20 protein-coding genes, 1 tRNA gene and 1 pseudogene are annotated in these 25,706 nt (G+C 64.4%); 10 read left to right on the top strand and 12 right to left on the bottom strand.

The features are described from left to right. Positions 1-125 precede the first annotated feature (125 nt). Together QX034_RS10975 and QX034_RS10970 are read right to left on the bottom strand one after the other, a co-directional pair. Positions 126-1,283: an acyl-CoA dehydrogenase family protein gene (locus QX034_RS10975; RefSeq protein WP_315702557.1), complete on the bottom strand. Its 1,158-nt coding sequence runs from the start codon at positions 1,281-1,283 to the stop codon at positions 126-128. Positions 1,284-1,310: 27 nt separating this feature from the next. Beyond that, complete coding sequence (locus QX034_RS10970) at positions 1,311-2,375, bottom strand: acyl-CoA dehydrogenase family protein (protein ID WP_316195379.1); 1,065 nt, start codon at positions 2,373-2,375, stop codon at positions 1,311-1,313. A 208-nt stretch (positions 2,376-2,583) separates the two neighbouring features. Here QX034_RS10970 and QX034_RS10965 point away from each other — a divergent pair, with 208 nt between their 5' ends. Then, entirely contained in the window at positions 2,584-3,366 is a 783-nt protein-coding gene (locus tag QX034_RS10965) for an SDR family oxidoreductase (protein WP_315702559.1), read from the top strand. Positions 3,367-3,506: 140 nt separating this feature from the next. Here QX034_RS10965 and QX034_RS10960 read toward each other — a convergent pair whose 3' ends face one another. Then, positions 3,507-3,773, bottom strand: a complete 267-nt coding sequence (locus tag QX034_RS10960; RefSeq protein WP_315764569.1) for a GlsB/YeaQ/YmgE family stress response membrane protein — start codon at positions 3,771-3,773, stop codon at positions 3,507-3,509. Between the two features lie 38 nt (positions 3,774-3,811). Next, positions 3,812-4,374: pseudogene (locus tag QX034_RS10955) on the bottom strand (YidB family protein). A gap of 200 nt (positions 4,375-4,574) precedes the next feature. Here QX034_RS10955 and QX034_RS10950 point away from each other — a divergent pair. Then, positions 4,575-4,814, top strand: a complete 240-nt coding sequence (locus QX034_RS10950; protein ID WP_315702562.1) for a hypothetical protein — start codon at positions 4,575-4,577, stop codon at positions 4,812-4,814. Positions 4,815-4,848: 34 nt separating this feature from the next. Here the strand turns inward: QX034_RS10950 and QX034_RS10945 are convergent, their stop codons facing one another. Beyond that, entirely contained in the window at positions 4,849-5,496 is a 648-nt protein-coding gene (locus tag QX034_RS10945) for a hypothetical protein (protein WP_315728151.1), read from the bottom strand. A 359-nt stretch (positions 5,497-5,855) separates the two neighbouring features. On the opposite strand from QX034_RS10945, the gene QX034_RS10940 reads away from it, so the two are divergent. Further along, positions 5,856-7,985 (top strand): NAD(P)/FAD-dependent oxidoreductase, encoded by a 2,130-nt coding sequence (locus tag QX034_RS10940; protein ID WP_315702564.1) that lies wholly within the window; start codon positions 5,856-5,858, stop codon positions 7,983-7,985. 39 nt (positions 7,986-8,024) lie between these two features. On the opposite strand, the gene QX034_RS10935 is transcribed toward QX034_RS10940, so the two are convergent. From QX034_RS10935 to QX034_RS10925, 3 genes are read right to left on the bottom strand one after another with little or no spacing between them, the layout of a single operon-like run. Continuing rightward, positions 8,025-8,960, bottom strand: a complete 936-nt coding sequence (locus tag QX034_RS10935) for a M28 family peptidase (RefSeq protein ID WP_315744586.1) — start codon at positions 8,958-8,960, stop codon at positions 8,025-8,027. Positions 8,961-8,982: 22 nt separating this feature from the next. Beyond that, positions 8,983-9,600: a fused MFS/spermidine synthase gene (locus QX034_RS10930; protein WP_315702566.1), complete on the bottom strand. Its 618-nt coding sequence runs from the start codon at positions 9,598-9,600 to the stop codon at positions 8,983-8,985. Continuing rightward, positions 9,597-10,520 carry a fused MFS/spermidine synthase gene (locus QX034_RS10925; protein ID WP_315702567.1) on the bottom strand — a complete coding sequence of 308 codons (924 nt, stop codon included), beginning with the start codon at positions 10,518-10,520 and terminating at the stop codon, positions 9,597-9,599. The genes QX034_RS10930 and QX034_RS10925 overlap by 4 nt, the downstream gene beginning before the upstream one ends. Positions 10,521-10,851: 331 nt before the next feature. Between QX034_RS10925 and QX034_RS10920 the strand changes: the two genes are divergently transcribed. Together QX034_RS10920 and QX034_RS10915 are read left to right on the top strand one after the other, a co-directional pair. Beyond that, entirely contained in the window at positions 10,852-11,889 is a 1,038-nt protein-coding gene (locus QX034_RS10920; protein WP_315702568.1) for an alpha/beta hydrolase, read from the top strand. A gap of 115 nt (positions 11,890-12,004) precedes the next feature. Continuing rightward, positions 12,005-12,081: transfer RNA gene (locus QX034_RS10915), tRNA-Arg, on the top strand. Positions 12,082-12,279: 198 nt separating this feature from the next. Here QX034_RS10915 and QX034_RS10910 read toward each other — a convergent pair. Further along, the gene (locus tag QX034_RS10910; RefSeq protein ID WP_315702569.1) at positions 12,280-13,995 is read right to left on the bottom strand and encodes a jacalin-like lectin; all 1,716 of its coding nucleotides are present in this window, start codon (positions 13,993-13,995) and stop codon (positions 12,280-12,282) included. 277 nt (positions 13,996-14,272) lie between these two features. On the opposite strand from QX034_RS10910, the gene QX034_RS10905 reads away from it, so the two are divergent. Both QX034_RS10905 and QX034_RS10900 read left to right on the top strand, forming a co-directional pair. Then, complete coding sequence (locus tag QX034_RS10905) at positions 14,273-15,304, top strand: alpha/beta fold hydrolase (RefSeq protein ID WP_315702570.1); 1,032 nt, start codon at positions 14,273-14,275, stop codon at positions 15,302-15,304. Positions 15,305-15,324: 20 nt separating this feature from the next. Then, on the top strand, positions 15,325-16,278 hold the full coding sequence (locus QX034_RS10900) for a fatty acid desaturase (protein WP_315702571.1): 954 nt from the start codon (positions 15,325-15,327) through the stop codon (positions 16,276-16,278). 3 nt (positions 16,279-16,281) lie between these two features. Here QX034_RS10900 and QX034_RS10895 read toward each other — a convergent pair whose 3' ends face one another. Then, positions 16,282-16,887, bottom strand: coding sequence for a TetR/AcrR family transcriptional regulator (locus tag QX034_RS10895; protein ID WP_315702572.1), 606 nt, complete (start codon positions 16,885-16,887; stop codon positions 16,282-16,284). 191 nt (positions 16,888-17,078) lie between these two features. Here QX034_RS10895 and QX034_RS10890 point away from each other — a divergent pair, with 191 nt between their 5' ends. Beyond that, positions 17,079-19,232 (top strand): tetratricopeptide repeat protein, encoded by a 2,154-nt coding sequence (locus tag QX034_RS10890; RefSeq protein ID WP_315702573.1) that lies wholly within the window; start codon positions 17,079-17,081, stop codon positions 19,230-19,232. On the opposite strand, the gene QX034_RS10885 is transcribed toward QX034_RS10890, so the two are convergent. Further along, the gene (locus tag QX034_RS10885) at positions 19,181-20,218 is read right to left on the bottom strand and encodes an LLM class flavin-dependent oxidoreductase (RefSeq protein WP_315702574.1); all 1,038 of its coding nucleotides are present in this window, start codon (positions 20,216-20,218) and stop codon (positions 19,181-19,183) included. The genes QX034_RS10890 and QX034_RS10885 overlap by 52 nt on opposite strands. Before the next feature lie 124 nt (positions 20,219-20,342). Continuing rightward, complete coding sequence (locus tag QX034_RS10880) at positions 20,343-22,403, bottom strand: ATP-dependent helicase (protein ID WP_315763317.1); 2,061 nt, start codon at positions 22,401-22,403, stop codon at positions 20,343-20,345. A gap of 197 nt (positions 22,404-22,600) precedes the next feature. On the opposite strand from QX034_RS10880, the gene QX034_RS10875 reads away from it, so the two are divergent. Continuing rightward, positions 22,601-24,916, top strand: coding sequence for a Tex family protein (locus tag QX034_RS10875; RefSeq protein ID WP_316195378.1), 2,316 nt, complete (start codon positions 22,601-22,603; stop codon positions 24,914-24,916). A gap of 39 nt (positions 24,917-24,955) precedes the next feature. After that, positions 24,956-25,642 carry an alpha/beta family hydrolase gene (locus QX034_RS10870; RefSeq protein WP_316165148.1) on the top strand — a complete coding sequence of 229 codons (687 nt, stop codon included), beginning with the start codon at positions 24,956-24,958 and terminating at the stop codon, positions 25,640-25,642. Positions 25,643-25,706: the final 64 nt, after the last annotated feature.

Raw genomic sequence — 25,706 nt, 5'->3', positions numbered from 1 at the left:
CAATCAATCTGAACCAATTCCACACGGTCGATGCACCCCTCTCCCCTTGTGGGAGAGGTCGGGCCGAGCCAGCCGCTCGCCTATCGCCTGCAACTACCAGATCGCAGCGCGACCCTCGCCCGCCGTCACCGCAGGCCCAGTCCGCGCGCGATGATGCCGCGCAGCACTTCCGTGGTGCCTCCCTGGATCGTCAGCTTGGGCGCGGTACGAATCGCAAAGGAGAGCTGGCTCTCCAGCGTCTCGCGATTGCCGGCGTCGTCATCGACGAAGGCTGCTAGCTCGCGCACCCGGTGCGGCAATTGTTGCTCCCATACCGTGCCGATGTCCTTGACGATCGAGGCTTCGACCACCGGCTCCTTGCCGGCCTGCAGCATGCCGGCGACCGACACCGACATCCGCCGCATCGTGTGCAGTTGCGCGACCAGCCGGCCGATGCCCTCGGCGCTGCGCGTATCGGGATCGCTGCCGACAGCACGCACCAACTCGGTGAGCACGTAGTACGTCTCCAGGAACCGCTCGGGGCCGGATCGCTCATAAGCGAGCTCGGATGTCGCCTGCTTCCACGCGCCGTCGATCTCGCCGAGCTGGTAATCGTCGGGCACGAAGGCATCGGTGAAGACGACCTCGTTGAACTCCTTCTGGCCCGTGATCTGGCCGATCGGGTTCACCTGGATGCCCGGCGTCTTCATGTCGACCAAAAACTGGGTCAGGCCGTGACGCCGGTTCTCCTTGGTCGGAGCTGAGGTCCGGAAGATCGCGATCATATAGTCGGCCATGTGCGCCGAGGTGGTCCAGATCTTCGCGCCGTTAATGAGCCATCCACCGTCGGTCTTGGTCGCGCGCGTCTTGGCCGCGAACAGGTCGGAGCCTGAATTCGGCTCGCTCATGCCGATCGCAAAACACAATTCGCCGCGGCAGATGCGCGGCAGGATATCCAATTTGACGTGCTCGGGCGCGTAGCGAAGCAGGATCGGGCCGCTCTGGCGATCGGCAACGAAGAAGCGGCGCACCGGAGCGTTGGCGACGCGCATCTCCTCGGTCACGACGTAACGCTCCAGGAAAGAGCGTTCGTGGCCGCCATATTTTTTCGGCCAGGTCATGCCGATCCAGCCGCGGGCGCCAACCCGCCGCGAGAACTCGCGTGCATCGGCATCCTCACGCAGCGGCTGGAACGGATTGAAGGTCCCAGTGGCAATTTCCTCGGCGAGAAACGCGCGCACCTCTTTGCGCAGCTCCTCGCATTCGCTCGGCAGACGGATCGGATCGAAACGAAGTGCGGTCATTGAACGGTCCTCTTTCGTTTCGAACGGTCAGCGCGAGGCGACCAGCGGCCACAGTTCGTCGGCGCCGCGCGCCGCGATGCGCTTGCCGAGCTCGACCGCCCAATAGCTCTCCGATCCGAAATCGTCGCGCCAGGCCAGTGCGCGCAACGAGAAGCGATGCAGGATGTGTTCGGTGGTGAAGCCGATGGCGCCGTGGACCTGATGCGCGATCGCTGCGCCCTTTTCCGCGGCTTCGCCACAGCGGATTTTCGCCGCGGCCGCTTCGAGAAAAACCGCATCGTCAAAGCCCGTGGCATGGGCCAGTGCATCGGCCGCCGAGGTTGCCGCCGCCAGCGCCGCCGCGGACTCGCCGGCGAGCTTCGCCAGATTGTGCTGCACCGCCTGGAATTTCGCGATCGGCTTCTCGAATGCGACCCGCTCGCCGGCGTACTTGACGCTGATCTCGAGCAGCTGCTCCAACGCGCCCGCGATCTGAAGGCTTCGCACCACGCTCCCCATCAGCATCAGCGATGTCTGATCGAATCCGTCCGGAGCAGGCACGAGCGTGAGAGGCTCGACATTGTCGAAGACCACAGTGTCGCTGCCGTCGAAGGCGAGGTTCAGTCCGCCCTGAATCCGCAGCTTCGCCGTCTCGACCAGCGCGATCGAGGGGCCATCCTGACCAGCCGCGAGCACGGCAACATGCTTGGCGGCTTTCGCAGATGGCACGCCGCGGCAGCGGCCTGTCAGGCGGCCATCGCAATCCAGCACGACGGTGTCCTGAGGGCGCGCCGGCGCCACCGTCATCTCGCCTTCCGGCGAGGCAATTTTGGCTTGTGCAAGCAGCCAGCCGGCAAGCATGGTTTCCGCGAGCGGCAGCGGAATCGCAAAGCGCCCGGCGGCGGCCAACACGCCAAAACCATCGGCGAGGTCGACGCCGGCACCGCCGAGATCCTCAGGCACCCACGCAAGCGGAAGGCCAGCCTCACTCAGGGCCTGCCAGAGCGGCGCCTGCCAGCGGCCGTCCTTGTCGTGATTGATGGTCTGCGCATCGGCGAGATCGGCGAAAATCCTCTCGGCCGTCCCGACGACGATGTTGTCGCTCTCCGCCACAGCGTTCCTCGGCTTTTGCGGCACGTGCTGCGCCGCCGTTTATTTGCTGGGCATGATGAGGAAAACGCCGCGCCGTGGCAAGCATCGCGGCCGCAGGGCGCTCCTCGGTCACAGCATGGTGGCATTCCATCCGGCGGAGATTGGTGGAGTTTGCAGCCCCCGCGAACTTGGCTAAGAAGGACCACTCAAACAAAAGGAAGAATTCGTCATGGCGAAAGATGGTCTGTGCGCGGTCGTCACGGGCTCGGCATCGGGATTGGGAGCGGCGACCGCGCTGCTTCTGGCGAAGGCGGGCGCACGGATTGTCGTGAACTATTCCAACAGCAAGAGCGAGGCGGAAGCAACCGCCGATCTCTGCCGTAAGGAAGGCGTCGAGGTGGTGGTGGTCCAGGGCGACGTTTCGCGAGACGATGACTGCAAGAAGATCGTCGCGGCGGCTGCGCCATGGGGTAAGCTCGACGCGCTGGTCAACAATGCCGGGACGACCAAGCACGTGGCGCATGACCAGCTCGATGGTCTGTCGGCCGAAGATTTCCAACGCATCTATGCGGTCAACACCATCGGGCCCTATCAAATGGTTCGTGCCGCGCGGCCGTTGTTGGAAGCTGCTGCGAAAGGATCGGGGCGCGCATCCGCGGTGGTCAACGTCTCATCGGTTGCCGGCATCAGCGGTACCGGTTCGTCGATCGCCTATGCGGCAAGCAAAGGCGCGCTCAACACCATGACCTTGTCGCTGGCCCGTGCGCTCGCGCCGTTCATTCGCGTCAATACGGTTTGCCCCGGTTATATCGATACGCCCTGGTTCACCAAGGGCCGCGGCGAAGACGGGGCGAAGCAGGTGCGCGACGCCGTGGTGGCGCGTGTCCCGCTCAAGGCGGCATCGACGGCGGAGGACATCGCCCAGCTGGTCGCATTCCTGGCCAGCCCCGCATCGGCCCACATGACCGGCGAGGTCGTGCGCATGGATGCCGGCATGCATCTCATCGCCTGATTGCTTCCCTCCGTGATCGCTAGGAGCGTCAGCTCCGAAGCAATCCAGACTTGCTTCTTGAGACTGGATTGCTTCGTGGAGCTCGTCATCGGGCTGCGCGTCCGCGCGGACCCGTTGGCTCGTAGTGACGACAGCGGTAACTAGCGATTGAAGTCCCGGATCGTGCCGCTTGCGACCAGCCTGTTCCAGATGAACAGAACGACCACGGCGCCGATCGTGGCCGTGATGAAGCCGGCGCCTTGCTCAGGACCGTAATGCCCGATCGCTTGTCCGACGGCGGTGGCGAGGAAGGCGCCGAGAATGCCGAGCACGGTGGTGACGATGAAGCCGGATGGATTGTTCGGGCCAGGCGAGAGAAGCCGCGCAATGATGCCGGCGACGAATCCGACGATGATGATGTGCAGCATGGGCCAACGTCCTCTCTGGAGCCGCTTCGATCGGCCCGTTAAATCCGTCCCGACAGCTCCTGCTCGCTTGGCAACCGCCCATCCGGCGTCAAATGATCGACCACCTGGGGCAGATACTGGCTAAGCCCGTTCAGCAGTTCATCACGCGGCAAGCCGCTCTGGGCGCTGAGTTGGTCGAGTTGATCGGCCCCCAGCGCATTGGCGAGATCGTTCGGCGATATCGGCTGATTCTGTCCCCTGCCGACCCAGCTATTGGCCGCTTGGCCTTGGCCGCTCTGCTGGAGCTGCTTCAGGAGATCGCCGAGTCCGCCGGACAGGATGCTCCCGGCCGCGCCGCCTGCGAGCAGGCCGCCGAGCCGCCGGCCAGAATGTTGCCGAGACCTCCGCCCGCGGGGCTGCCTTGCGGCGCCGGCTGCGGCGGGACGGGGGCTGGCGTAGCGTTCGGCTGCGTGCCCGGTGAAAAATGCTTCACCGCTTTCCAGGCCAGCAGCGCAAGGATCGCCATGGTCAGCGGCGACATGCCGCCATTCTTCTGCGTGCTCGGATGTGACGGCCCGTTCGGTCCGTTCTGCATGCCGTTGAGGATGTCGAGTAAGCCCATACCATGCCTCCCTACGTGCCCCGGTGATCAGGGTAGTGATCGGTGGCTAAGGTTACAAGCCGCTCACTACGGCGCGCGTGGTGCGCGCGTGAGATTTGCGCATCTTTGTCGATCGCAATGGCGCCGGCAGCTCTTGAAATGACCCGATGCGAATCTCAATTCGAGGAGAAGCGCCTGATGGCGTGCGGGAGGAGATGAGAATGCGCCTCGTCACGACCTTTGCCTGCGTTGCCGCCGGCCTGATCGCAGCCCTTGGCTCGACGTCCGCCGATGCGGCCCCGCCGACGGTGGTGCCGTCACCTGGCTATGACGCGCGGCTGCAGGAGCAGAGAGCGGCGCAGCGCGCAGGAGCGCCGGCGGAAATGACCTCGGTGCCATATCCGCACCGCGACCACATGCGCCGGCATCGCCATCATCATCACGATCGCGCCGCGCACTGAAAGCGGCCGGCCGAAAGCTGCGCGGCAGTTCGGCTCAGCCCTTCTTCGCCTTGGATGCAGGGGCGGGGGGCGGGGTTTGGCCCGTGAGGAACCGCTTCAGGTCGCTCAGCTTCTCCGACAGCATTTGAAAGCTGCAGGAGAGTGAATCCTTTCCAGGCTCCTTGACGCAGGGCACGACCTTGACCCGCGCGCGGGCGTCGGCGCTCGGCGGCCTACTCGGTCGCTGGATCGGAAGCGGCACGCGCTCGGGTTCGATCGCAGCCCGCACCGGAACATCGCGTAGCGAGGCCTGCTGCAGGTTCTGCGGCTGCGGCCGCGTCATGAAGGCGGTCGCGACGTTGTCGCGACCGCGTTTCTCCAGATAGAGCGAATATTGCTGGTCGATATATTTCTGCTCTTCTGGCGTTGGATTGGGACCTGCAATATCGAAGATGCGGTTCTGCATGAAGTCGTAATAAGTGTAGCCGCCGCCCGGCTTGCGACGGCCCGCGAACTTGGCATTGCATTGGGCGAGCGCTGCCGTCTTCTCTTCCTTGGACGGGGACTGTTCGGCGAGATCCGCGCACTCTTCAAAATCGGCTGGGGCCCGGCTCCACCACTGCGCGTGTGCAGGTTCACACCGCAGAGCTGCCAAGCTGCACGCAGTAAGGACGAGCAGGACTGGTACGCGAGATGCAAACACGAACGACTTTCCTTTGCGCTTTCGCCGTGAAATGACGGCGAATTGTCGCCAATTTGCGGCGATGTGTCACCGCAATGCTGCGCTTTTCGTGGCTTTCTTTGCAGCCCATTCTGTCGTTGTGATGAAGACGACACATTGGGCCCGCTTTTTTCGCGCAATGAGCCGAATTTGGCTCCTTGATGTGGCGGAAAAGTCATTTAGAGCATCACGTGCTCGCTTTGCTTTCATCCGCAGGTTGCGCTTGCGTCCAATTTTTACGGTGTAAAGATCCAATTGACAGACGGCGCGCCTCCTTTTAGGATTATCTTGACATTGGAAAGATGATCCGCTGCTGCCAATCTGGCCGGTCGGAGGCTGTGATGAAGACCTTCCTAGCCATCAAGCTCGCGCTGCTTCCCTTCGCCGCGTTCTGGGGGCTGCTCGGGGCCCATCATGTCGACTGGGCAGCTTGGGTCGGATTGACGCTCTCGCTGGCATTCAACCTGTGGCGTGCGTTCCGCGGCGAACTCATCGTACTGGAGCTCGGCGGTCTTGCTCTGTTCGTGCTGATGGCGATCGGTGTCGACGTCGCGCCAGATATGATGGCGGCGAACGCGCTGTGGCTGTCTTTCGCAGGCCTTGCCGCGATCAGCCTCGGCTCCCTCGTGCTCGGCCACCCCTGGACTGCCGACTACTCGCGTGCGGCCTACTCCGAGAACGCCTCCACGCCGGAATTCCAGCTGGTCAATGCCATAATAAGCGGGCTCTGGGGCGTGCTGTTTGCCGGACTCGCCTGGTGCCGCTTTGCCGCTGTCGCGCCATGGATCACGACATTGATCGTGGTCGGCGGCGCACTGTTCTCGATCTTCGGACCGCAGCTTGTCATCCGCGCTCTCTTGTCGCGCGCCCGCGCCTCGCGTGAAGAATTTCGTTGGCCGGCGCCAGCCTTTGCCGGTGTGGCAGACCATGATTGCGATGTCGCCGTGGTCGGTGCCGGCATCGGCGGGCTAACGGCGGCAGCGCTGCTCGCGGATGCCGGCCTCAAGGTCAGCGTGTTCGAGCATCACGTCGTGGCAGGCGGTTTCTGCCACACCTATCTGCGCAAGGCACGTCACGATCATAAGTCAGTGCTGTATCGCTTTGATGCCGGTCCGCACGACTTTTCCGGCGTGTGGAAGGGCGGCCCTGTCGACAGCGTCCTGCGGCGGCTTGGCGTTGCCGATCGCCTGCAATGGAAGCGCGTCATGCATTCCTATCGCCTGGCCGGTCAGCGGATCGACGTGCCGCAGGACTGGCGCGACTATGTACGGCTGCTATGCGAGATGTTCCCCGATAGTGCCGCGGGACTGACGCAGCTGTTCGATACCATCCACGCGATCTTCGAGGACATGTATTCGACCGGGGACGAGCGCTCGGGTATCCCCGGCATGCCGGAGCGGCTCGAGGACATGCTCGCCTTTCCCAAGAGGCATCCGCAAGCCTTTCGCTGGATGGACCGGCCATTCGACGAACTGGTCGCGGCGCATGTGACGGATCCGCAGGCGGTTCGCTATCTCTACGCGTTGTCGGGCTATCTCGGCGACGGGAGCGAGCGGCTGAGCTGCGCGCAGATGGTCCCGATCTTCGGCTATTATTTCAAGGGTGGCTTTTATCCGCTCGGCGGCTCCGGCCGCTTCGCCGATGTGCTGGTCGAGGCGATCGAATCGCGCGGAGGTGAAGTCCATCTGAAGTCGCCGGTGCGTCGCATCGTGGTCGAGCAGGGCTGTGCGACAGGTGTGGTGCTTGGCGACGGCAGGATCATTCGCGCGCACGCCGTGGTATCGAATGCCGACCTCCGCCACGCTTTCCTGGACCTCCTCCCGCCTGACGCATTGCCTCGAGATTTTCGCGCGCGTATCGCAGCGGCCGAGCCGGCGAATTCCGCCTTCAGCGTGCATCTCGGCCTCGACCTCGTGCCGGATATCGCGCCCGCGACCCATCTCGATTCGCCGATGGACGTCGGGATTGCCGTGATGTCCAAGCTCGATCCGTCTGCGGCGCCAGAAGGGCACGCGACGATGACCTTGATCAGCCTGATGTCCAACCAAGAGGCCGAGACCTGGTTTCCGGATCAGGGCGGGGACGATTGGAAGGAATGGCGGCGCTCGGGCGACTATGCGGCGCGCAAGCAGGCGCTCGGGGACAGGATGATCGCGGCGGCAGAGACCGTTATACCCGGCCTATCGCAGCACATCGTCTATCGGACCGATGCCAGCCCCGTGACCTATGCGCGCTACGACTGGTCCAGCACGGGCGCGATCTACGGGGCATCGGGTGCGGGGCGGCTGAAAGGCGCGAAATCGCCCCTGCGCAATCTCGTCATTGCCGGCGGCGGCAATGCAGGTGCGGGCGTTGAGGCTGTCGTCATCTCGGGTGCCGAGGCGGCCGAGGCCCTGGTGTCGGGGCTGTTGGCGCGCAAACCCGCCGAGGCGGCCCGACGAATGCCAGCGCCGGAGCCGGCGCTGGCATAGAAGTAGATCGGATACGCTGCGCGCCGACAGCGCAGAAGCCTACGGGGTGTAGAGATATTGCAGCAGCGTGCGGCCGACCGTCTGCAGGCTCGCCGCCGAGCATTGCTCGATCGTGTCCTGCGTGGTGTTGAAATAGGGCTCGTAATCGAAATCGATCACCAGGAAGCTCGGGATACCAGCCTCCTGGAACGCGGTGTGATCATCGCTGATCGGATAGGCGGTCGGTTCGAGCGGAAATGCTGACGGAGCTAGCGTCCGGCCGATGGTCCAGAATTTCTGCACCTCCGGCCGCGCCGATGCGAGCGAGGAGGGATCGGGCTTGAGCGCGAGATCCTTGTCGCAGACCATGTCGAAATCGACGACCTTCTCCGGCCTGCGGTTCGGATAATAGTCCTTCAGATGCGCGACGAAATAGGGGGAGCCCAGTGGGTGCCAGGTCGGGTCACCCGCGCCGAGCGATTTTGGTCCTTCCTCGCCATCGAAGAAGATCATGTCGATGCCGATGTCCGGCTTCGACGACAGCGACAGCACGCGCGCGGTCTCCAGCAGCAGCGCCACGGCCGAGGCCGAATTGTTGGCGCCCGGCATCGGTGCGTCCGGCGTCTTGGCGTCCCGATAGGCTTTCACGATGCTGTCGTAATGCGTGGCGACGATGATGCGTCGCGGATTCTGCACCTGGAAGCGGGCGACGATGTTGGTCAGGTGGAGCGGCTTGCCGTCGTCGTCCTTCACCGTGAAGTTCTGGGTCAGCACCGCGTCGGTCGCGCTCTTGGCCATCGCCGCCTTGATGTAATCGATGGTCTGTTGATGGCCTGGCGCTCCCATCGATCGTGGCGTGAAGCGCAGCAGATCGGCGATATGGGTCAGCGCGCGCTGCCCGTCCCACAACTCGGTCTGCGCCTCTACGGCGCCGGCTGGATGGGCAACGCAGAGGACGGCGGCTGCAACCGCCAGGCGCCGAAAAAGACCAAACATCCGTGACCTCAACAGACCAACTCTATGATCCCTTCTTCCCGAACGGGATGAAGAGAATGCCGGCGCAGACCGCGAGCGCCAGTGCAAACAGGTAAGTGATCGCGCGCGAGCCGATCGAAGGGATCAGCGTGAATGTGGTGAACAGCGTCCCGACGACATTGCCGATGGTGGATACACCGTAGACCAGCCCGGCGACGCGGCCGGCCTCGTCGGCCGATCGGGTCAGAAGGCTCACCGCAATCGGCGAGAAGGTGCCGAGCAAGGTCAAGGGAAGCAGCAGCAGCGCGGTGGAGGCGAGCAGCGTGGCGGTCGGCCCGTCGCCGATCCGGTCCAGGATATCGGCCATCACCGGATCGGCCGAGGCCGGTACCAGCGCCAGATAGGCCGCGGCAACCAGGATCATGATGCCGATCGTCCGGGGCGAGGGATGGCGGTCGACAATGGCGCTGCCCGCAAAATATCCGATCGCAAGCGCGCAGAGCACGGTGGAAATCAGGCTCGCCCAGGTGCCGATGCCGCCGCCGAAATAGGGAAACAGATAGCGGCTGCCGAGCATCTCGAAGCCCATCAGCACGCCGCCGACGATGAAGGCGCAAATGTAGATGGCAAGCAGACCTGTGCGAGAGAGAGCAGCGGTCACGGCAGCTTCCTGTTGTGACGCTCGATGCTCTTCAAATTCTCGACCGGCGCGAAGTCGTCGCTCAACACCTTGGCATCGGCCGCGATCACATCGCCGCCGTTGACATCGATGCGGCGGCGTTCGGCCAGCATGTCCTGCAGGCGATAGCGCAGGCCATAGGCCTTGTCGCGCTCCTGGGCGAGCGCGGCGAGGTCCTCCGCCTTACGCTCGTCGCCCAGATAGGCGACCGTGACGATGTTGCCATCGGCCCGGTAGAAGTCGAGCTGAGGAAACACGGTGTTGATCGTCTTGATCGCTGAATCGAACAGCATGGTCGTGGGCTCGATGTTCTGCGCGACCACGCCGCCGTCGGCGAGATGATCCTTGACGAGCTGATAGAATTCCTTGGTCAGCAGATGGAACGGCACGAACGGGCCGCGATAGGCGTCGATCAGGATGACGTCGTAGCGATCCTTGGATTCCTGCAGGAACAGCCGGCCGTCGCGATTGGCGACGTGGAAATTGGGCTCCTCCTTGATGCCAAAATACTTCTTGGCGAGTTCGAGCACGGTGGGGTCGAGTTCGACCGATGTCACCGGCACGTCGGGCAGGAAGCGGTGCAGGTACCAGGCGGTGCGGCCGCCGCCAAAGCCGATCTCGAGGATCGAATGCACGTCCTTCGCGTACATCAGGCTCGCCGTCATGAAGCGCGTATAGTCGACCGGCAGATCTTTTTCGTCCTGGGTGTTGTAGACGCTTTCCGTGTAGATCCGGCGGTTATGGCCGAAGGTCATGCTGCGATAGGGTGGCTGCTCATACACATAGATGTTGTTGTAGAGCGACTCCTTGGATTCCAGGAGATGGCGGGTGTCCTGCGCCTGGCTGGCTGCAGTGAACAAGACGCTTGCGAGCGCGCCGAAAATGACCGACCGGATGAGCATCGACTTGTCTGTTTCCCTCGGCTGAACGATCAGACGGCGTGCCGGTGACAGGCAGGACCGGACCTCCAGGACGGTTGTCCATTGGGGCCGGGCGCGGGCACGACCGGCGGGGTTTGGGGCATGCGCCCGGTTCCGCTGCCGGCGCCGTCCTCTTAAACCATCGGCATCGGCTCGGATAGTGAAACCGCGGTCGTCCAACGCCGCTGTGATCGGGCTGGCGCCCGATAACTGGCCGCGCAGTGGTCAGTTCCCGGCGGTCCGCCCGGCTTCCAGTTGACTCGATCGAGGCGCTTTAGGCATCTCAAGCGGTCCGCCGATGGAGAATGCTGAAATGGCCAGGTTGGGTTGGGCTCTGCTCCTGTTTCTTGTGATTCTGAGCCGCCAGGCCGTTGCCGAGGATGAGGTGGCGCCGAACCGGAGACCGGTGAAGGTAATCGCGGATTCGCAGATGGCGGTGGGCAATCGTGGCATTTTGCCACTCTACGTCTCTGCGGACTGGTCCCGGCCGCTGCCTGACATCACACGTGCAGTGGTCATCCTGCATGGGAGGCTGCGCAACGCCGATGTCTATTACCGATCGGCCAGAACGGCGCAGGCCGCCGCCGGGGCCGCCGGCCAGGCGACGATCATGATCGTCCCGCAATTCCTCAGCGAGGTCGATGTCGAGGCGCATCAGCTGCCGCCGGACACGTTGCGCTGGACCTTCGAGGGATGGGAAAGCGGCGATGCCGCGACCGGGCCGAGCCCGGTCAGTTCATTCGAGGCGATCGACGCCATTCTGGCGCGGCTGGCGGACCGCCGGCTGTTTCCGAAGCTGACCGATGTCGTGCTCGCCGGCCATTCCGGCGGCGGCCAGGTGGTCCAGCGTTACGCGATCGCCGGGCGGGGCGAGGCGCCGCTCACCGCCGAACACGTCGCGGTGCGTTACGTCGTCGCCAATCCGTCTTCCTACGCCTATTTCTCTCCCGGACGGCCAGAGCCCGCGATTGCCGCATCATGTTCCGGCTATGACAATTGGAAATATGGCATGCAGGTGCGGCCCCAGTACCTCGCCGACCCGCCGCCGGCCGAGCTCGAACGCCGTTATGTTTCGCGTCGGGTGATCTATCTGCTCGGGACCCGCGACACCAATCCAAACCATCCGGCGCTCGACCGAAGCTGCATGGCGGAAGCGCAAGGGCCCTACCGCTATGCGCGCGGACATGCCTATGCTGCGGCAATGGCGGCGCGCGATCATGACACGCCGAACCATCTTTTGTGGGACGTCGAGGGCGTCGGCCACGATGGCGACAAGATGCTGACGTCGGCGTGCGGGTTGCAGGCACTGTTCGATTTGCCGGGGTGCTCCGCGGATCGTGCGGGCCATTGAGGAGGCCGACAGAATCAGCCCTGTCCTCGCCCGGAGGGAGGAGAGGTGGAGGCTTCCGGTCCTGGCTTCGGTCTGCTATGAAGCCCGCGAAGCTCCTGCACGTCGTGCCGGATCCGGTCCCGTAGCTCAGCTGGATAGAGCGGCGGTTTCCTAAACCGTAGGTCGCATGTTCGAGTCATGCCGGGATCGCCAGCTTTCATTCCAGCCAGCCGCGTTGGTCTGGGCTTTCGGCGCAATGGGCTTTTGGTGCAATCGGCTTTCGGTAAGAGGCTGATCTCGCCCTCGTGATCGGCCTGCGCGCGCTCACACCCTGTAAAAAAAACGCCCTAACACGATGTCGAACGGCGCCGCACGCCGAGGGCCGGTTGCGGCGCCGTCGTTGCGCTCACATCACTGCGTGAGTGTCCAGGCTTGGGTGGCCGCGCCGGAGGCGGTCGCGGTCACGAGCTGGTTGCCGAGCGAAGTGCCGTTCATGCCGATCACCTCCGTGGGATAGCTGCGGACCGCGATCGTGCCGGCGGAACTGTCGTACTTGAAACGTTGGTTGTTGTTGCCGGTGCAGGTCCAGATGATGAGCTGGGCACCGTCGCCATAGGTGCCGTTGTTGTCGAGACAATAATGCGGGTCGGCCATGCTGCGGATCATGCCGGTCTGGTCGTCATAGCTCCAGGTCTGGTTGACGCCGCCATTGCACGACCATTGGATCACCGCGGTGCCGTCGGCGATGGTGCCGCCACTGACGTCCATGCACAGCGACGAGCTGCGGTTGACAAGGCGCAGTGCTTGGCGTGTGGGGGCCGTGCCGCTGCTGACCGGCGCATAGACCACGCCGAGCTTGTCCACGCCATCGCCTGAACGCCCGTGGAAGCCGGTGATCTGCCAGCCGGCGGGTGCTGCGTAGGTGGTGCAGTTCGAGGTCGTCGTGCCGCCCGACAGATGTCGCCCTGCGCTGGTGGCGAAGTTGATGGAGAAGACGCGGGTATGACCCTGATACTGGTCGATGCAGAGATTGACCGAGCTCAGCACTTCGCCGCTGCCCAGGGTCAGCGTCTGTGCGGTGCCGCCCGTGCCGCCATGCGAGAACACGTAGCCGTTCGAGAGCGCGATCTCGACGTGATCGACCCGGTTCCCGGTCTGGATCGTCAGCTGCTTGACGACCGGGGTCAGCGGCAGCGCCGAGCTGTCGTTATAGCTCGTGCCATGCGGGCCGCCGAACTGGTCGCTCAGCATGAGACTGGCCGCCGTCGTATAGGTCCAGTCGACTTCGATCGGATGGTGGTCCGAGAGCTGCGTGCCGGAGCTGTCCACGGCATCCTGATGGTCGACATAGGTCGGCGCCTGCAGATTCAAGAAGCCGTTGCTGCGCCACAGCACCTTGTCGGTGATCTCGCAGTCCGGCCGTGCCGTCTCGGAAGAGCCGCACACCAGATCGCCGCCGCCAACTGCCGGCACGCCGCCGTTGCGGATGTCCTGGATCCAGGCATCGCTGAAGCCGTGATGCAGGAATTCCCACATGTTTTGCCCGACGCGGGTGTAACGGGTGTTGGTGTCGCCCAGCACCATGATCGCGTTGCCGGCCGAGTTGGATTCGATATAGCCGAGCATCTGGTTCACGTCCGATACGCTGTCGGCGAGATCCGTCGAGGAGGTGCCGGACTGGCCGTGCAGATTGTACACGTCGAGATAGGTCCCCTCGGCGAGGCGCACGCGAACCATGGTGAAGCCTTTCGGTGTCAGCGCGTCCGCATCGGCCCGGTTGGTCCAGGTCACGCGATCGAGGTCGTCGAACGGAAAATTGGACAGCGTGTTGAGACCGTCGCCGAAGCCGATGCCGCCGGAGGTCGGCGTCCGGTACAGGTGATTGTCGCAATCGTTGTAGAGATCGGCGTGCCAGTTGAAGTCCTCCTGCACGTTGACGATCGCGAACGGCTTGACGTAGCAGCTGATGATCGGCGTGTGCAGTGTGGCGTTGGCTCCGGAATATTCAAACGGAATGCCCGCGATATTGTACGACAGCGTATTGAACGATCCGCCGCCGGCGTGGGATTGTCCGGACAGCAACGCGCCACCAAAGGCGATTGCGTACGCAAGATGGTGCAACTTCATCATTAAGCCCCCTCAAAGGTGTGGTGGAGAGCTTGCGAATTAGCTTGCGCGATTTATCAGCCCGATGACGCTTCCAAGACGTTTTGTCTTTGAGGTAGAAGAAATGCCTATTTCAATCTTAAGGAGTATCTGTCTGCCGTCGTCGATGCGGTCCGGGCGCCTATCGCCTCACCAGAGCTGAACCGAATTTGGGCATGACAGTCCCTTCTTATAGTGTACGATAAGTCCACTTATTGAAGTGGTGCGCGCGGCAAAAGCGATATCGTGGGGTCGAGGCATGGCTGACGGCAGCGACTATCAGGTCTTCGAGGCCGGCGACGTGACCCTGCAGTCCGGCGCCGTGTTCCGGTCGTTGCGCCTGGCCTATAAGACCTATGGCGCCCTCAACGCCGCCAAGGACAACGTCATCGTCTATCCCACCTCGTTCGGCGCGCAGCATTACGACACCGAATGGCTGATCGAGGCGGGCGGCGCGCTCGATCCGGAGCGTTATTTCGTCGTCATCCCGAACCTGTTCGGCAACGGGCTGTCGTCCTCGCCGTCCAATTCGCAAGACCTGCTCGCAGGCGCGCCGTTTCCCTTGATCACCTATCACGATGCGGTTGCAGTGCAGCGCCGCCTGCTGGTCGAACAGTTCGGGATCGCGCGGATAGCGCTCGTGTACGGTTGGTCGATGGGCGGCATGCAGGCCTATCACTGGGCCGCTTGCCATCCCGACATGGTGGAGCGTGCCGCGATCGTTTGCGGCAGCGCGCGCTGCTCGCCCTACAATCAGGTGTTTCTGGAAGGTGTGAGGGGGGCGCTGACCGCCGATCCAGCCTTCAAGAACGGCCGCTTCATCGAGCGGCCGGCCGCGGGCCTGCGCGCCATGGGACGGGTCTATGCCGGCTGGGCGATGTCGTACGAATTCTATCGTCAGGAGATCTGGCGCGAATCCGGCTTTGTCTCACTGGAGGATTATCTGGCCGCCAGTTGGGACACCGCCTTCGCGCATCGGGACGGCAATAATCTGCTGGCGCAGATCGCCACCTGGCACAACGGGGATATCAGCCGCTGTGCGGCCTTCGACGGCGATCTCGACCGGGCGCTTGGTGCGATCCGCGCCCGCATGCTGCTGATGCCGGGCCAGACCGACCGCTATTTCGATTGGCGCGACAACGAGGCCGAATTGGGCAAGCTGGTCAATGCCCGCTCTGCCGAACTGTGTCCGATCCCTTCGATCCACGGCCATCGCGCCGGCAATCCGATCCGGATTCCGGCCGATCGCGCCTTCATCAACGCGGCGGTCTCGCGCCTCTTGCAGAGCTGAAAAGAAGCATCGGGGATCTCATGAGTGTGGCACACGCGATGGACGGGCCGGATCGGCCGAAGCCGCTGACGCCGGCAATGCTCCGGGAGCTATCGGCGCGATCCGATCTGCATGGCGCGCTCCGTGCGTTCGGACATTATGCTGCGATCGCTGCGACGGGCGCGCTGATCTGGCTGGCCTCCTCGCGCTTCGGCGTTATCTGGGCGCTGCCGCTGATGTTCGTCCAAGGCTTCTTCGTCGCCTTCCTGTTCATGGCCGTGCACGAGACCGCCCATAAGACAGCGTTCCGCAGCCGCGCGCTCAATATCTTCGTCGGCTACGTGTCGGCCTTCGTGATCGCGCTGCCTTATGAATATTATTGTCTCTTCCACTGGGAGCATCATCGCCACACCCAGGATCCGGACAAGGATCCGGAGCTGATCGTCGGGCCGAAGCCGAGCAACGAGACCCAGCTCGCGATCGCTTATTCGGGCCTGCGGCAGCTCGCAACCCGTGTTCGGCTCATGTGGCGCCATGCGCTGATTGGGAACGTGACTGTTCCCTGGGTGCCTGAGAACAAGCGCGCCCTGATCGTGCGCGAGGCGCGTTGCTATGTCGCCGGCTACGCGCTGCTGCTGATCGCGTCGCTCGCGCTCCACACCGCATCGCTGCTCTGGGTCTGGATTCTGCCGGTCCTGCTCGGGCAGTTGATCCTGCGGCCCTATCTCTATGCCGAGCACACGGGTTGCGAGACCACGCGAAGTGCCTTCGAGAACACGCGCACGACATACACGACGGCGTTCGTCCACTGGTTTGCCTGGAACATGCCCTACCACGTCGAGCACCACGCCTATCCCTCGGTGCCGTTCCACGCGTTGCCGAAGCTGAACCGGATCGTGGATGGCGAAATCGTCTACCGCGGCCGCGGCTATGTTGCGGTCACGCGCGAGACCTGGAGCTGGTTTCGCGCGCGCTTCGCTCCGATCGACCGCTGAGGCTCACGGCTGCGGCTGGAGCACGGCGTCGACCAGCCGTCGCGCCGCGGCGGGCGACAGCGGTTCGATCCCGAACACGTAACGATAGAACAGCCCGCCATAGAGCGCGTCATAAAGATCGGCGGGCTCGGCCTCGGCTGTGATGCTGCCGTCCGCCTGTCCCTCGGCGATGATCGCAACGAGGGGGTCGCGGCGATGCCGCAGGTAGCGTTCAAAGAACAGTTCCGCCGATCCGGTATTGGCGATGCATTCGGATATCACCGCGAGCTGCACGCGGCCGAACTCGCCGCGTAGCGCGCCTGCATAGGCTGCCGCATGGCGCCGAAGCCGCGCGCCGGCATCGCCCGGGCCAGTCAATGGCAAGGTCTGCGCGGCGCGGTTGAGGAACGCATCGACCAGCAGTGCTTCTCGCGACGGCCACCATTTGTAGATCGTCATCTTCGAGACATTGGAGCGGCGGGCGATTGCATCGATCGTCGCCGCGGAAAGACCGGCATCTGCCATCAGCGCATAGGCGCTCTCGAGGATCGCGGCTGCGGCCTCGGCCGAGCGGGGGCGACCGCGCCGGCTCGTCGCCCCGGGATTGTCAGCCGTATCCTTCTTCCGCATCGGCAAAATGGTCAGCCCCGTTGGCGTGCGTGCGGGCCGGTGGCCGCATGCCTCGCGCAAGCATCATCTCTCAACAGGGGCTTAACATAGTCTCTACAGCGCGCTTGGTGCTACAGGCATTCCTGTTTGCCTGAAATGCCGCGACGGCCCGTTAAAGCTTGCAACGGAGTGCGGGACGAGCGGGGGGCTTCATGGGTGCGGTCGATCGGATGTTGATGCAGGCGGCGGAGCACTACAATGCAGGCCGCCCGGCGCCGGCTGACGTGCTGTGCAAGGACATCCTCACCGAGCAGCCGGAATATCTGCCGGCGCTGCATCTGTCCGCTGTCATTGCCTTTGCCGCCGGGCGAATGACGGAGGGCGCCGCGCTGCTTGGCCGCGTGTTCGATCTCGCTCCCGACCACGTGCCGGCGCTTCATACGCTGGGCGATGCATTGGCGGTGAAGGGGGAACATGAAGGGGCGGTCGCCGCCTTCGCGCGCGCCGCTGCCTTGCGGCCGCAGGATGCCGGTGTCCATGCCAAGCTCGGCACCGCGTTGGTCAAGCTGTCGCGGTTCGCGGAGGCCGAAGCCGCTTATCGCCATGCCTTGACGCTTGCTCCGGACATGACACGCTTGCGCTTCAATCTCGCGGTCGCGTTGACTGGCCAGCAGAAATACGCCGACGCCGAGCAGACCTACCGTGCCGTTCTCGGCAGCGATCCTGCCTATCCCGGCGCCTGGGTCGCACTCGGCGGCGTTCTCGCCGATCAGGACAAGTTCGGCGAAGCGGTTGCGGCCTATCTGGACGGACTGGGACGCGAGCCGAACGACGCCCGTTTGCGCATCGCTCTCGCAGCGGTGCTGTTCAAGCAAGGCCGGTATGAGGACGCGATCAGTCAGTTCCGCCGCGCCACCGCGCTTGCTCCTGACGATGTCGCTTCGTTAAGGCTGCTGGGTCATGCTCTCCATGACGCCGGGCGTCCCGAGCAGGCGATCGAAGCCTACGCTGAAGCGGCGCGCCTTGATCCGACTGATGTCGTCGTGCTCAGCAATCTCGGCGCCTGTCTTTGCGGCCTTGGCCGCCTCGACGAAGCCGTCATGGCCTGCGAACGCGCCCTGGCGCTCGAGCCCGATCATGCGCCGGCGCATACCAATCTCGGCATCATCCACGAAATGCGAGGCAATGTCGACCCAGCGGTCGCTGCGCATCGGCGCGCGGTTGCCGCGGATTCCTCCTACGCCAAGGGCTACGCCAATCTTGCCGTTGCGCTGCGCAACGCCGGCGACATCGACGAGGCGCTCGCGGTGTCGCATCAGGCCGTCGCGCTGGCGCCGGACAACGCGCTGACCCGCTACAATCATGCGCATTTCCTCTTGATGTGCGGCGACCTGAAGAACGGGTTCGCCGAGCATCAATGGGGCCGCAAGTGCAAGAGCCTGTCCGAGGGCATGCCGAGCTTCGACGCGCCGGAGTGGCAGGGCGATCCGCTCGACGGTCGCACGCTGCTCCTGTTCGCCGATTACGGCATCGGCGATGCCCTCCAGTTCGTGCGCTATCTGCCGATGGTGGCTGCGAAGGGCGGCTCCATCGTGCTGCAGGTGCAGCCCGCGATCGCATCACTCCTCCGCGCGGTACCGGGCGTCACTGTCGTCGCCCGCGGGGAACCGCTGCCGCGCTTCGATCTGCAGCTGCCACTGATGGATCTGCCGCGCATCTTCGGCACGACGCTTCAGACCATTCCGGCCGACATCCCCTATCTGCACGCCGATCCGGTGAAAGTCGCGGCCTGGCGCGCGGAGCTCGGCAAAACGTCTTTGTTGAAGGTCGGCGTGGTCTGGGCCGGCAATCCCAGGCACAAGGGCGACAGTCAGCGTTCGCTCGCGGTCGAGGCGGTCTTGCCGCACCTGGTCACTCCTGGCATTCAACTGTTCAGCTTGCAGAAGGAGCCGCGACCGGCCGATGCGCCGGTGCTGGCGCAACTCGGCGATGCGATCGTCGACCTTGCACCGGCGCTCGGCGATTTCTCCGATACCGCCGCCGCGATCTCCGCACTCGACCTCGTGATCTCGGTCGACACCTCGGTCGCGCATCTCGCCGGAGCGATGGGGCGCCCGGTCTGGATACTGCTGCCATACGCGCTCGATTGGCGCTGGCTGCGCGAGCGAGAGGACAGCCCGTGGTATCCGACCATGCGGCTGTTCCGTCAGGAGCAGCCGCGCGCCTGGGATCGCGTGCTTGCGCGCGCTGCAACGGAGCTTGCCCGCGTTGCCGCCGGCCAGCGCGAATTGATTTGGCCGCAGGCCATGCGGAATCAATCGGCCGCGAGCAGCTCCTTCACCAGCGGCACCACCTTGCGACCATAGAGCTCGATGCTGCGCATCAGTTTATCGTGCGGCAGCGGTCCGGCCGAATATTTCAGCTGGAACCGCGACAGCCCAAGCGCCTTCACGGTGGCGGCGATCTTGCGGGCCACCGTCTCGGGCGATCCGACATAGAGCGAGCCGTGATCGGCTTCGTTCACGAACTCGTCGCGGCCCATCGGCGGCCAGCCGCGCTCCCTGCCGATGCGATCGCGCATGGTCTTGTAGTCGGGCCACAGCTCCTCCCGCGCCTGCGCATCCGTCTCGGCGACATAGCCGGGCGAATGCACGCCGATCGGCTTGGCCTCGCGGCCGAATTCTCTCAGCGCGCGCTGATAAAGCTCGACATAAGGCGCAAAGCGCTTGGGATCGCCGCCGATGATTGCCAGCATCAGCGGCAGCTCATAATGCGCGGCGCGGACCACCGACTCGGGACTGCCGCCGACACCGATCCAGGTTTTCAACCGACCGTGTTCGACCGGCGGATAGACAAGCTGATTCCGCAGCGGCGGCCGCAGCTTTCCTTCCCAGGTGAAAGGCTGCTGGGCAAGCAGCGTAGCGAACAGGTCGAGCTTCTCCTCGAACAGCTCGTTGTAGTCCTTCAGATCGAAGCCGAACAGCGGGAAGGATTCGGTGAAGGAGCCGCGCCCCAGGATGACTTCGGCGCGGCCGTTGGAGACCGCGTCCAGCGTGGCAAAACGCTGGAATACGCGGATCGGATCGTCCGAGCTCAAGACCGTGACGGAGGAGCCGAGGCGGATGCGGTGCGTGCGTGAGGCGATCGCAGCCAGTGCCACCTCGGGTGCGGAGATTGCGAAATCGCCGCGATGATGTTCGCCGAGCCCGATGAAGTCGATGCCGAGCTGGTCGGCGAGCACGGCTTCCTCGACGACGTCGCGGATCACCTGCGCATGCGGCAACGGACTTCCGTCGTTGCCGCGCGTCACGTCGCCGAACGTATCCAGTCCAAATTCAACCTGTGTGGTCATCGGGTGCTTTCCAATTCCGGCGCGGTCTGCGCTCATCGCATGAGAGCCGCTCCCGGTGCTGCCGGCCATCTAGGTGCTCGGCGGGCTCGCGGAAAGGGCGTGTCGCGAAACGCACCGTTTCGGTCTAGCGCCAGCGCTCGCGCATGCGAGCCCCGATGTCGATGCGCGGGCCTTGGCTTGCGGCATAGGCTGAGGGCTGCACCCGCGGCCAGCTCGCGCGCTCGAACAGCGGCACCAGCCCTTCCGGGATGAAGCGGCTGCGCGAAGCATAGACATGGCGGTCGCCCCGCACCGGCTGTCCGTGGACGAAGAAGCGTTGCGGTACCAGCAGATGCAGGTCGTCCTTGGCCCGCGTCATCGCGACATACAGCAGCCGGCGCTCTTCTTCCAGCTCGGCGCTGGTGCCGGCGCCGAGATCGGATGGCATGCAGCCATCGACCACGTTCAGCACGTGCACCGAATTCCACTCCATGCCCTTGGCCGAGTGGATAGTGGACAGGATCAGATAGTCCTCATCCAGATGCGGCACGCCGGCCTGGTCGGAGGTCGCATCCGGCGGATCGAGCGTCAGCTCGGTCAGGAAGCGCTCGCGTGATGCATAGCCGCTCGCGATCTGTTCGAGCTGCAGCAGGTCGGCGGTCCGCACCTCGGCATCGTCGTGCACGCGTTCCAGGTGCGGTTGGTACCACAGTCTGATGCGTTCGATGTCGGCCGGCCACTCGGAACATCTCAACTGCTCTGCGGTGCGGATGAATGCGATCCAATCATCGCCGGCGCGTGCCGGTGCCGACTGCCGGCAAAGCGCCGCGACCGGATCCGACGCCTCCGCAACGCCATCGAGCACGCGCTGCGCGGATGCTGGCCCGACGCCAGGGATCAGGTGCAGGATGCGAAAGCCGGCGATCCGATCGCGCGGATTTTCGACGAAGCGCAGGAATGCCAGCACGTCCTTGACGTGGGCGGCGTCGAGGAACTTCAAGCCGCCGAATTTCACGAACGGGATGTTGCGCCTGACGAGCTCGACCTCCAGCGGGCCGCTATGCGAGGAGGTGCGGAACAGCACCGCTTGGCTCTTCAGGGCGAGCCCTTCCTCGCGTCTGGCCAGCACCTGTTCGACGACATAGCGGGCCTGATCGGCCTCGTCGCGGATCGTCACGAGGAGCGGCTTGCGCGAGGACGGCCGGTCGGTCCACAGGTTCTTGGTGAAACGTTCGCGTGCCAGGCCGATGACGCCGTTGGCTGCCGAGAGGATGGCTTGCGTCGAGCGATAGTTGCGATCGAGCGTGACGATCTCGGCGCGCGGGCTGAACTGATCCGGAAAGTCCAGGATGTTGCGCACGGTCGCGGCGCGGAAGGCATAGATCGACTGTGCATCGTCGCCGACGACGGTGAGGCCTGCGCCGTCCGGCTTCAGCGCCAGCAGGATCTGCGACTGCAGCCGGTTGGTGTCCTGATATTCGTCGACCAGCACGTGGTCGAAGCGGCCGCCGAGCTCTTCGGCGATCGCGCTATCAGCCATCATCTGCGCCCAGTAGAGCAGCAGATCGTCGTAGTCGAGCACGTTCTGTCCCTGCTTCGCCTCGACATAGGCGGCGAACAGCTCCTTCAGCTCGCCGGCCCATTCCGCGCACCAGGGGAAATGCCGGGCCAAGGCCTCCTCGATCGCCATGTCGGCATTGACGCACCGCGAATAGATCGCAAGGCACGTGCCCTTGGTCGGAAAGCGGCGCTGCGTGTTGGAGAGCCCGCGCTCATGGCGCGCCAGATTCATTAGGTCGGCGGAATCCTCACGATCGTGGATCGTGAAAGCAGGGTCCAATCCGATCCGCTCGGTGTATTCGCGCAAGAGCCGCGCGCCGATGCCATGGAACGTGCCGGCCCAAGTCAAGCTTGCGGTGATCGCCTCGGCATTGCCGCCCAGCACCTTGCGCGCGATACGTTCGACCCTGCGACTCATCTCGGCGGCAGCGCGGCGCGAGAACGTCATCAACAGAATTCGGCGGGGGTCGGCGCCGTTGACCAGCAGGTGCGCGACGCGGTGGGCCAGGGTGTTGGTCTTGCCGGAGCCCGCGCCGGCGATGATCAGGAGCGGACGACCGGGACATGCGCCTTCACCGCCGTGCTCGACGGCGCGACGCTGCTCCGGATTGAGATCGTCGAGATATGTTGCCGCTTGAGCCAGCACGAATCGCCCCTTGATAGCGGCAGAATCGGCTATTCCTGGCGGCGTTGCAACGAAATGCCGCCGCTAGGCGCAGCTCCGCGTGATTCGCAATCGCGCTTTTTTGCCACGGTTGCCCACAGACTGCGCGAGAGCCGCTTGCGCTGGCGCGCGGCGACTCCTATCCAATCAGGCCCGTCACGAATCTCGGAAGAACTGCCGTGCCGAATTTTGCGTCCATCATTGCCGCCGAACTCGCCGTGCGCGACGCACAGGTCCAGGCCGCGATCGACCTCCTCGACGGAGGCGCGACCGTCCCGTTCATCGCGCGCTACCGCAAGGAAGCGACGGGGATGCTGGACGACACGCAGCTGCGCACTCTGGAAGAGCGGCTTCGTTACTTGCGCGAGATGGACGCACGCCGCACCGCCATCATCGAGAGCATCAAGTCGCAAGGCAAGATGACGCCGGAGATCGAGCTGGCGCTGGCGACCGCCGATACCAAGGCGCGTCTGGAAGACATCTATCTGCCGTTCAAGGAGAAGCGCCGCACCAAGGCGCAGATCGCCAAGGAGGCCGGGCTGGAGCCGCTCGCCGACATGCTGATCGGTGATCCCATGAAGGATCCGCAGGTCGAGGCCAAGGCCTTCATCACCAAGGATGGCGAAAACCCGGTCAAGGACGTCAAGGCGGCGCTGGAAGGCGCGCGCGCGATCCTGGTCGAACGCTTTGCCGAGCACGCCGATCTCGTCGGCTCGCTGCGCGAAGAGATGTGGGGGCGCGGCCAGATCAAGTCGACGGTGCGCCACGGCAAGAAGACCGTCGGCGCCAAATTCGCCGATTACTTCGAGTTCGCAGAGCCCTATGCCAAGCTGCCTTCGCACCGCATCCTGGCCATGCTGCGCGGCGAGAAGGAAGAGGTGCTGCAGCTCGATTTCGGCGATGGCGAGCCGGAGGATTCGACCGATCCGTCGCTTTACGAGAACCGCATCGCGGTCACCTTCGGCATCTCGCGCCAGGGCCGTCCTGCCGATCAGTTCCTTTCCGATTCCGTGCGCTGGGCCTGGCGCACCCGCATCAAGACCTCGCTGGCGCTCGATATCCGGATGCGGCTGTGGCAGGAGGCGGAGAAGGAAGCCGTGCGCGTGTTCGCGGCCAATCTGCGCGATCTGCTGCTTGCCGCCCCCGCCGGTGGCCGCGCCACCATCGGCCTCGATCCGGGCTTCCGCACCGGCGTCAAGGTCGCTGTCATCGATCGCACCGGCAAGTTTGTCGATTACACCACGATCTATCCGCACGAGCCGCAGCGGCAGTGGAACGAGAGCATGCTGACGCTCGCGCAGCTCTGCGTGAAGCACCGCACCGAACTGGTCGCGATCGGCAACGGCACCGCCTCGCGCGAGACCGAGAAGCTGGTCAACGATCTCATGAAGCTGAAGCCGGACCTGAAGCTGACCAAGGCCGTCGTTTCCGAGGCCGGCGCGTCGGTCTATTCGGCCTCCGAATTTGCCGCCAAGGAATTCCCCGATCTCGACGTCTCGATCCGCGGCGCGGTGTCGATCGCCCGCCGCCTGCAGGATCCGCTCGGGGAACTCGTCAAGGTGCCGCCGGCCTCGATCGGCGTCGGCCAGTATCAGCACGACCTCAACCAGTATGAGCTCGCGCGCGCGCTCGACGCCACCGTGGAAGACTGCGTGAACGCGGTCGGCGTCGATCTCAACACGGCCTCCGCGCCGCTGCTCGCGCGGGTGTCGGGCATCGGCGAAAGCCTCGCGCAGAACATCGTCGCGCATCGCGACGCCAACGGTCCGTTCCCGAGCCGCGACAAGTTGAAGGAAGTGCCGCGGCTGGGTCCGAAGGCATTCGAGCAGTGCGCAGGCTTTCTGCGCATCCGCGACGGCGAGAATCCGCTGGATGCTTCGGGCGTGCACCCGGAATCCTATCCGGTGGTGAAGAAGATCCTGGAAGCGACCAAGAGCGACATCAAGGCGCTGATCGGAGAGACCAAGGCGCTGAAGACGCTCAATCCGGCCAAATTCGCCGACGAGCGTTTCGGCGTGCCGACCGTCACCGACATCATCCGTGAATTGGAGAAGCCGGGCCGCGACCCGCGTCCCGAATTCAAGACCGCGACCTTCCAGGAAGGCGTCGAGAAGATCACAGATCTGAAGCCCGGCATGATCCTCGAAGCGACGATCACCAACGTCGCCGCCTTCGGCGCCTTTGCCGATATCGGCGTGCATCAGGACGGCCTGATCCACATCTCCGCCATGGCGGAGAAGCGGGTCAACGATCCGCGCGAGGTGGTGCGGCCGGGCCAGGTCGTGAAAGTGAAGGTGCTGGACGTCGACGTGCCGCGCAACCGCATCTCGCTGACCCTGCGGCTATCAGACCCGCTGCCCGCCAAGGGTGAGCGCAAGTCCGGCAGCGCACGGCCGCCGGCGTCCGCGATGCGCCAGCGCGAGGAAAAGCCCTCCGGTGGCGGCGCCTTTGCGGCAGCGATGGCCAAGGCCGCGGAGCGCCGCAAGGGCGCGTGAGTTCGTCCGGCGCGGATGGAGATGCTATAAGGCATTGCCATGACCGCTTCTGAACAGTTTGTCATCCACGTCGCGGAGACCGTTTCGGTCTCCGCGCTGCTTGACCGCCCACCGAAGGTGCGCGCCTGCTTCGTCTTCGCCCATGGCGCGGGCGCCGGCATGACGCATTCCTTCATGACTGACGTCGCGCAAGGCCTCGGCGCCCGCGGGATCGCGACGTTGCGCTATCAATTTCCCTACATGGAAAAGGGTAGCAAGCGACCTGACCCGCCTGCGCTGGCTCATGCGGCCGTGCGTGCAGCGGTTGCCGAAGCGGCCATGCGCTGTCCCGGCCTGCTGCTGATTGCCGGCGGAAAGTCGTTCGGCGCGCGCATGACCTCGCAGGCGCAAGCCAAGGCGCCGCTACCGGGCGTGAAGGGCCTCGCCTTCTTCGGCTTTCCTTTGCATCCGGCCGGCAAGCCATCGACCGAACGTGCCGACCACCTCGATGACGTCGCGCTTCCGATGCTGTTCCTTCAGGGAATGCGCGACAAGCTCGCCGAGTTGGATCTGCTGCAGCCGGTGGTCGCGCGTCTCGGCGCGCGCGCGAGCCTGCATCTGGTCGATCACGCCGACCACTCCTTCCACGTGCCGGCGCGTTCGGGACGCAACGACCGCGCCGTCATGGACGAAATACTCGACACATTCGTGTCTTGGGCCGGCGCGCTGGAGGCGCGGCATGGCTGATCTCACGATCATTCCACTGGCAGGAAGGGGCGCTCTCGGCTAAGGCAACCCGCGCAAGTGTTGG

Source organism: Bradyrhizobium sp. SZCCHNR3119, from assembly GCF_032487775.1.
Lineage (GTDB): Bacteria > Pseudomonadota > Alphaproteobacteria > Rhizobiales > Xanthobacteraceae > Bradyrhizobium.
The sequence above is the reverse complement of the archived record's forward strand: the minus strand, read 5'-3'. Positions and strand labels throughout refer to the sequence as shown.

Bases quoted from the DNA above. Each gene is read 5' to 3' on its own strand.
- QX034_RS10960 (WP_315764569.1), bottom strand. From the start codon at position 3,773: ATGCTGCACATCATCATCGTCGGATTCGTCGCCGGCATCATTGCGCGG.
- QX034_RS10895 (WP_315702572.1), bottom strand. From the start codon at position 16,887: ATGCGGAAGAAGGATACGGCTGACAATCCCGGGGCGACGAGCCGGCGC.
- QX034_RS10950 (WP_315702562.1), top strand. From the start codon at position 4,575: ATGCGCCTCGTCACGACCTTTGCCTGCGTTGCCGCCGGCCTGATCGCA.
- QX034_RS10975 (WP_315702557.1), bottom strand. From the start codon at position 1,283: ATGACCGCACTTCGTTTCGATCCGATCCGTCTGCCGAGCGAATGCGAG.
- QX034_RS10910 (WP_315702569.1), bottom strand. From the start codon at position 13,995: ATGAAGTTGCACCATCTTGCGTACGCAATCGCCTTTGGTGGCGCGTTG.
- QX034_RS10870 (WP_316165148.1), top strand. From the start codon at position 24,956: ATGACCGCTTCTGAACAGTTTGTCATCCACGTCGCGGAGACCGTTTCG.
- QX034_RS10940 (WP_315702564.1), top strand. From the start codon at position 5,856: ATGAAGACCTTCCTAGCCATCAAGCTCGCGCTGCTTCCCTTCGCCGCG.
- QX034_RS10885 (WP_315702574.1), bottom strand. From the start codon at position 20,218: ATGACCACACAGGTTGAATTTGGACTGGATACGTTCGGCGACGTGACG.
- QX034_RS10900 (WP_315702571.1), top strand. From the start codon at position 15,325: ATGAGTGTGGCACACGCGATGGACGGGCCGGATCGGCCGAAGCCGCTG.
- QX034_RS10925 (WP_315702567.1), bottom strand. From the start codon at position 10,520: ATGCTCATCCGGTCGGTCATTTTCGGCGCGCTCGCAAGCGTCTTGTTC.
- QX034_RS10920 (WP_315702568.1), top strand. From the start codon at position 10,852: ATGGCCAGGTTGGGTTGGGCTCTGCTCCTGTTTCTTGTGATTCTGAGC.
- QX034_RS10935 (WP_315744586.1), bottom strand. From the start codon at position 8,960: ATGTTTGGTCTTTTTCGGCGCCTGGCGGTTGCAGCCGCCGTCCTCTGC.
- QX034_RS10890 (WP_315702573.1), top strand. From the start codon at position 17,079: ATGGGTGCGGTCGATCGGATGTTGATGCAGGCGGCGGAGCACTACAAT.
- QX034_RS10905 (WP_315702570.1), top strand. From the start codon at position 14,273: ATGGCTGACGGCAGCGACTATCAGGTCTTCGAGGCCGGCGACGTGACC.
- QX034_RS10965 (WP_315702559.1), top strand. From the start codon at position 2,584: ATGGCGAAAGATGGTCTGTGCGCGGTCGTCACGGGCTCGGCATCGGGA.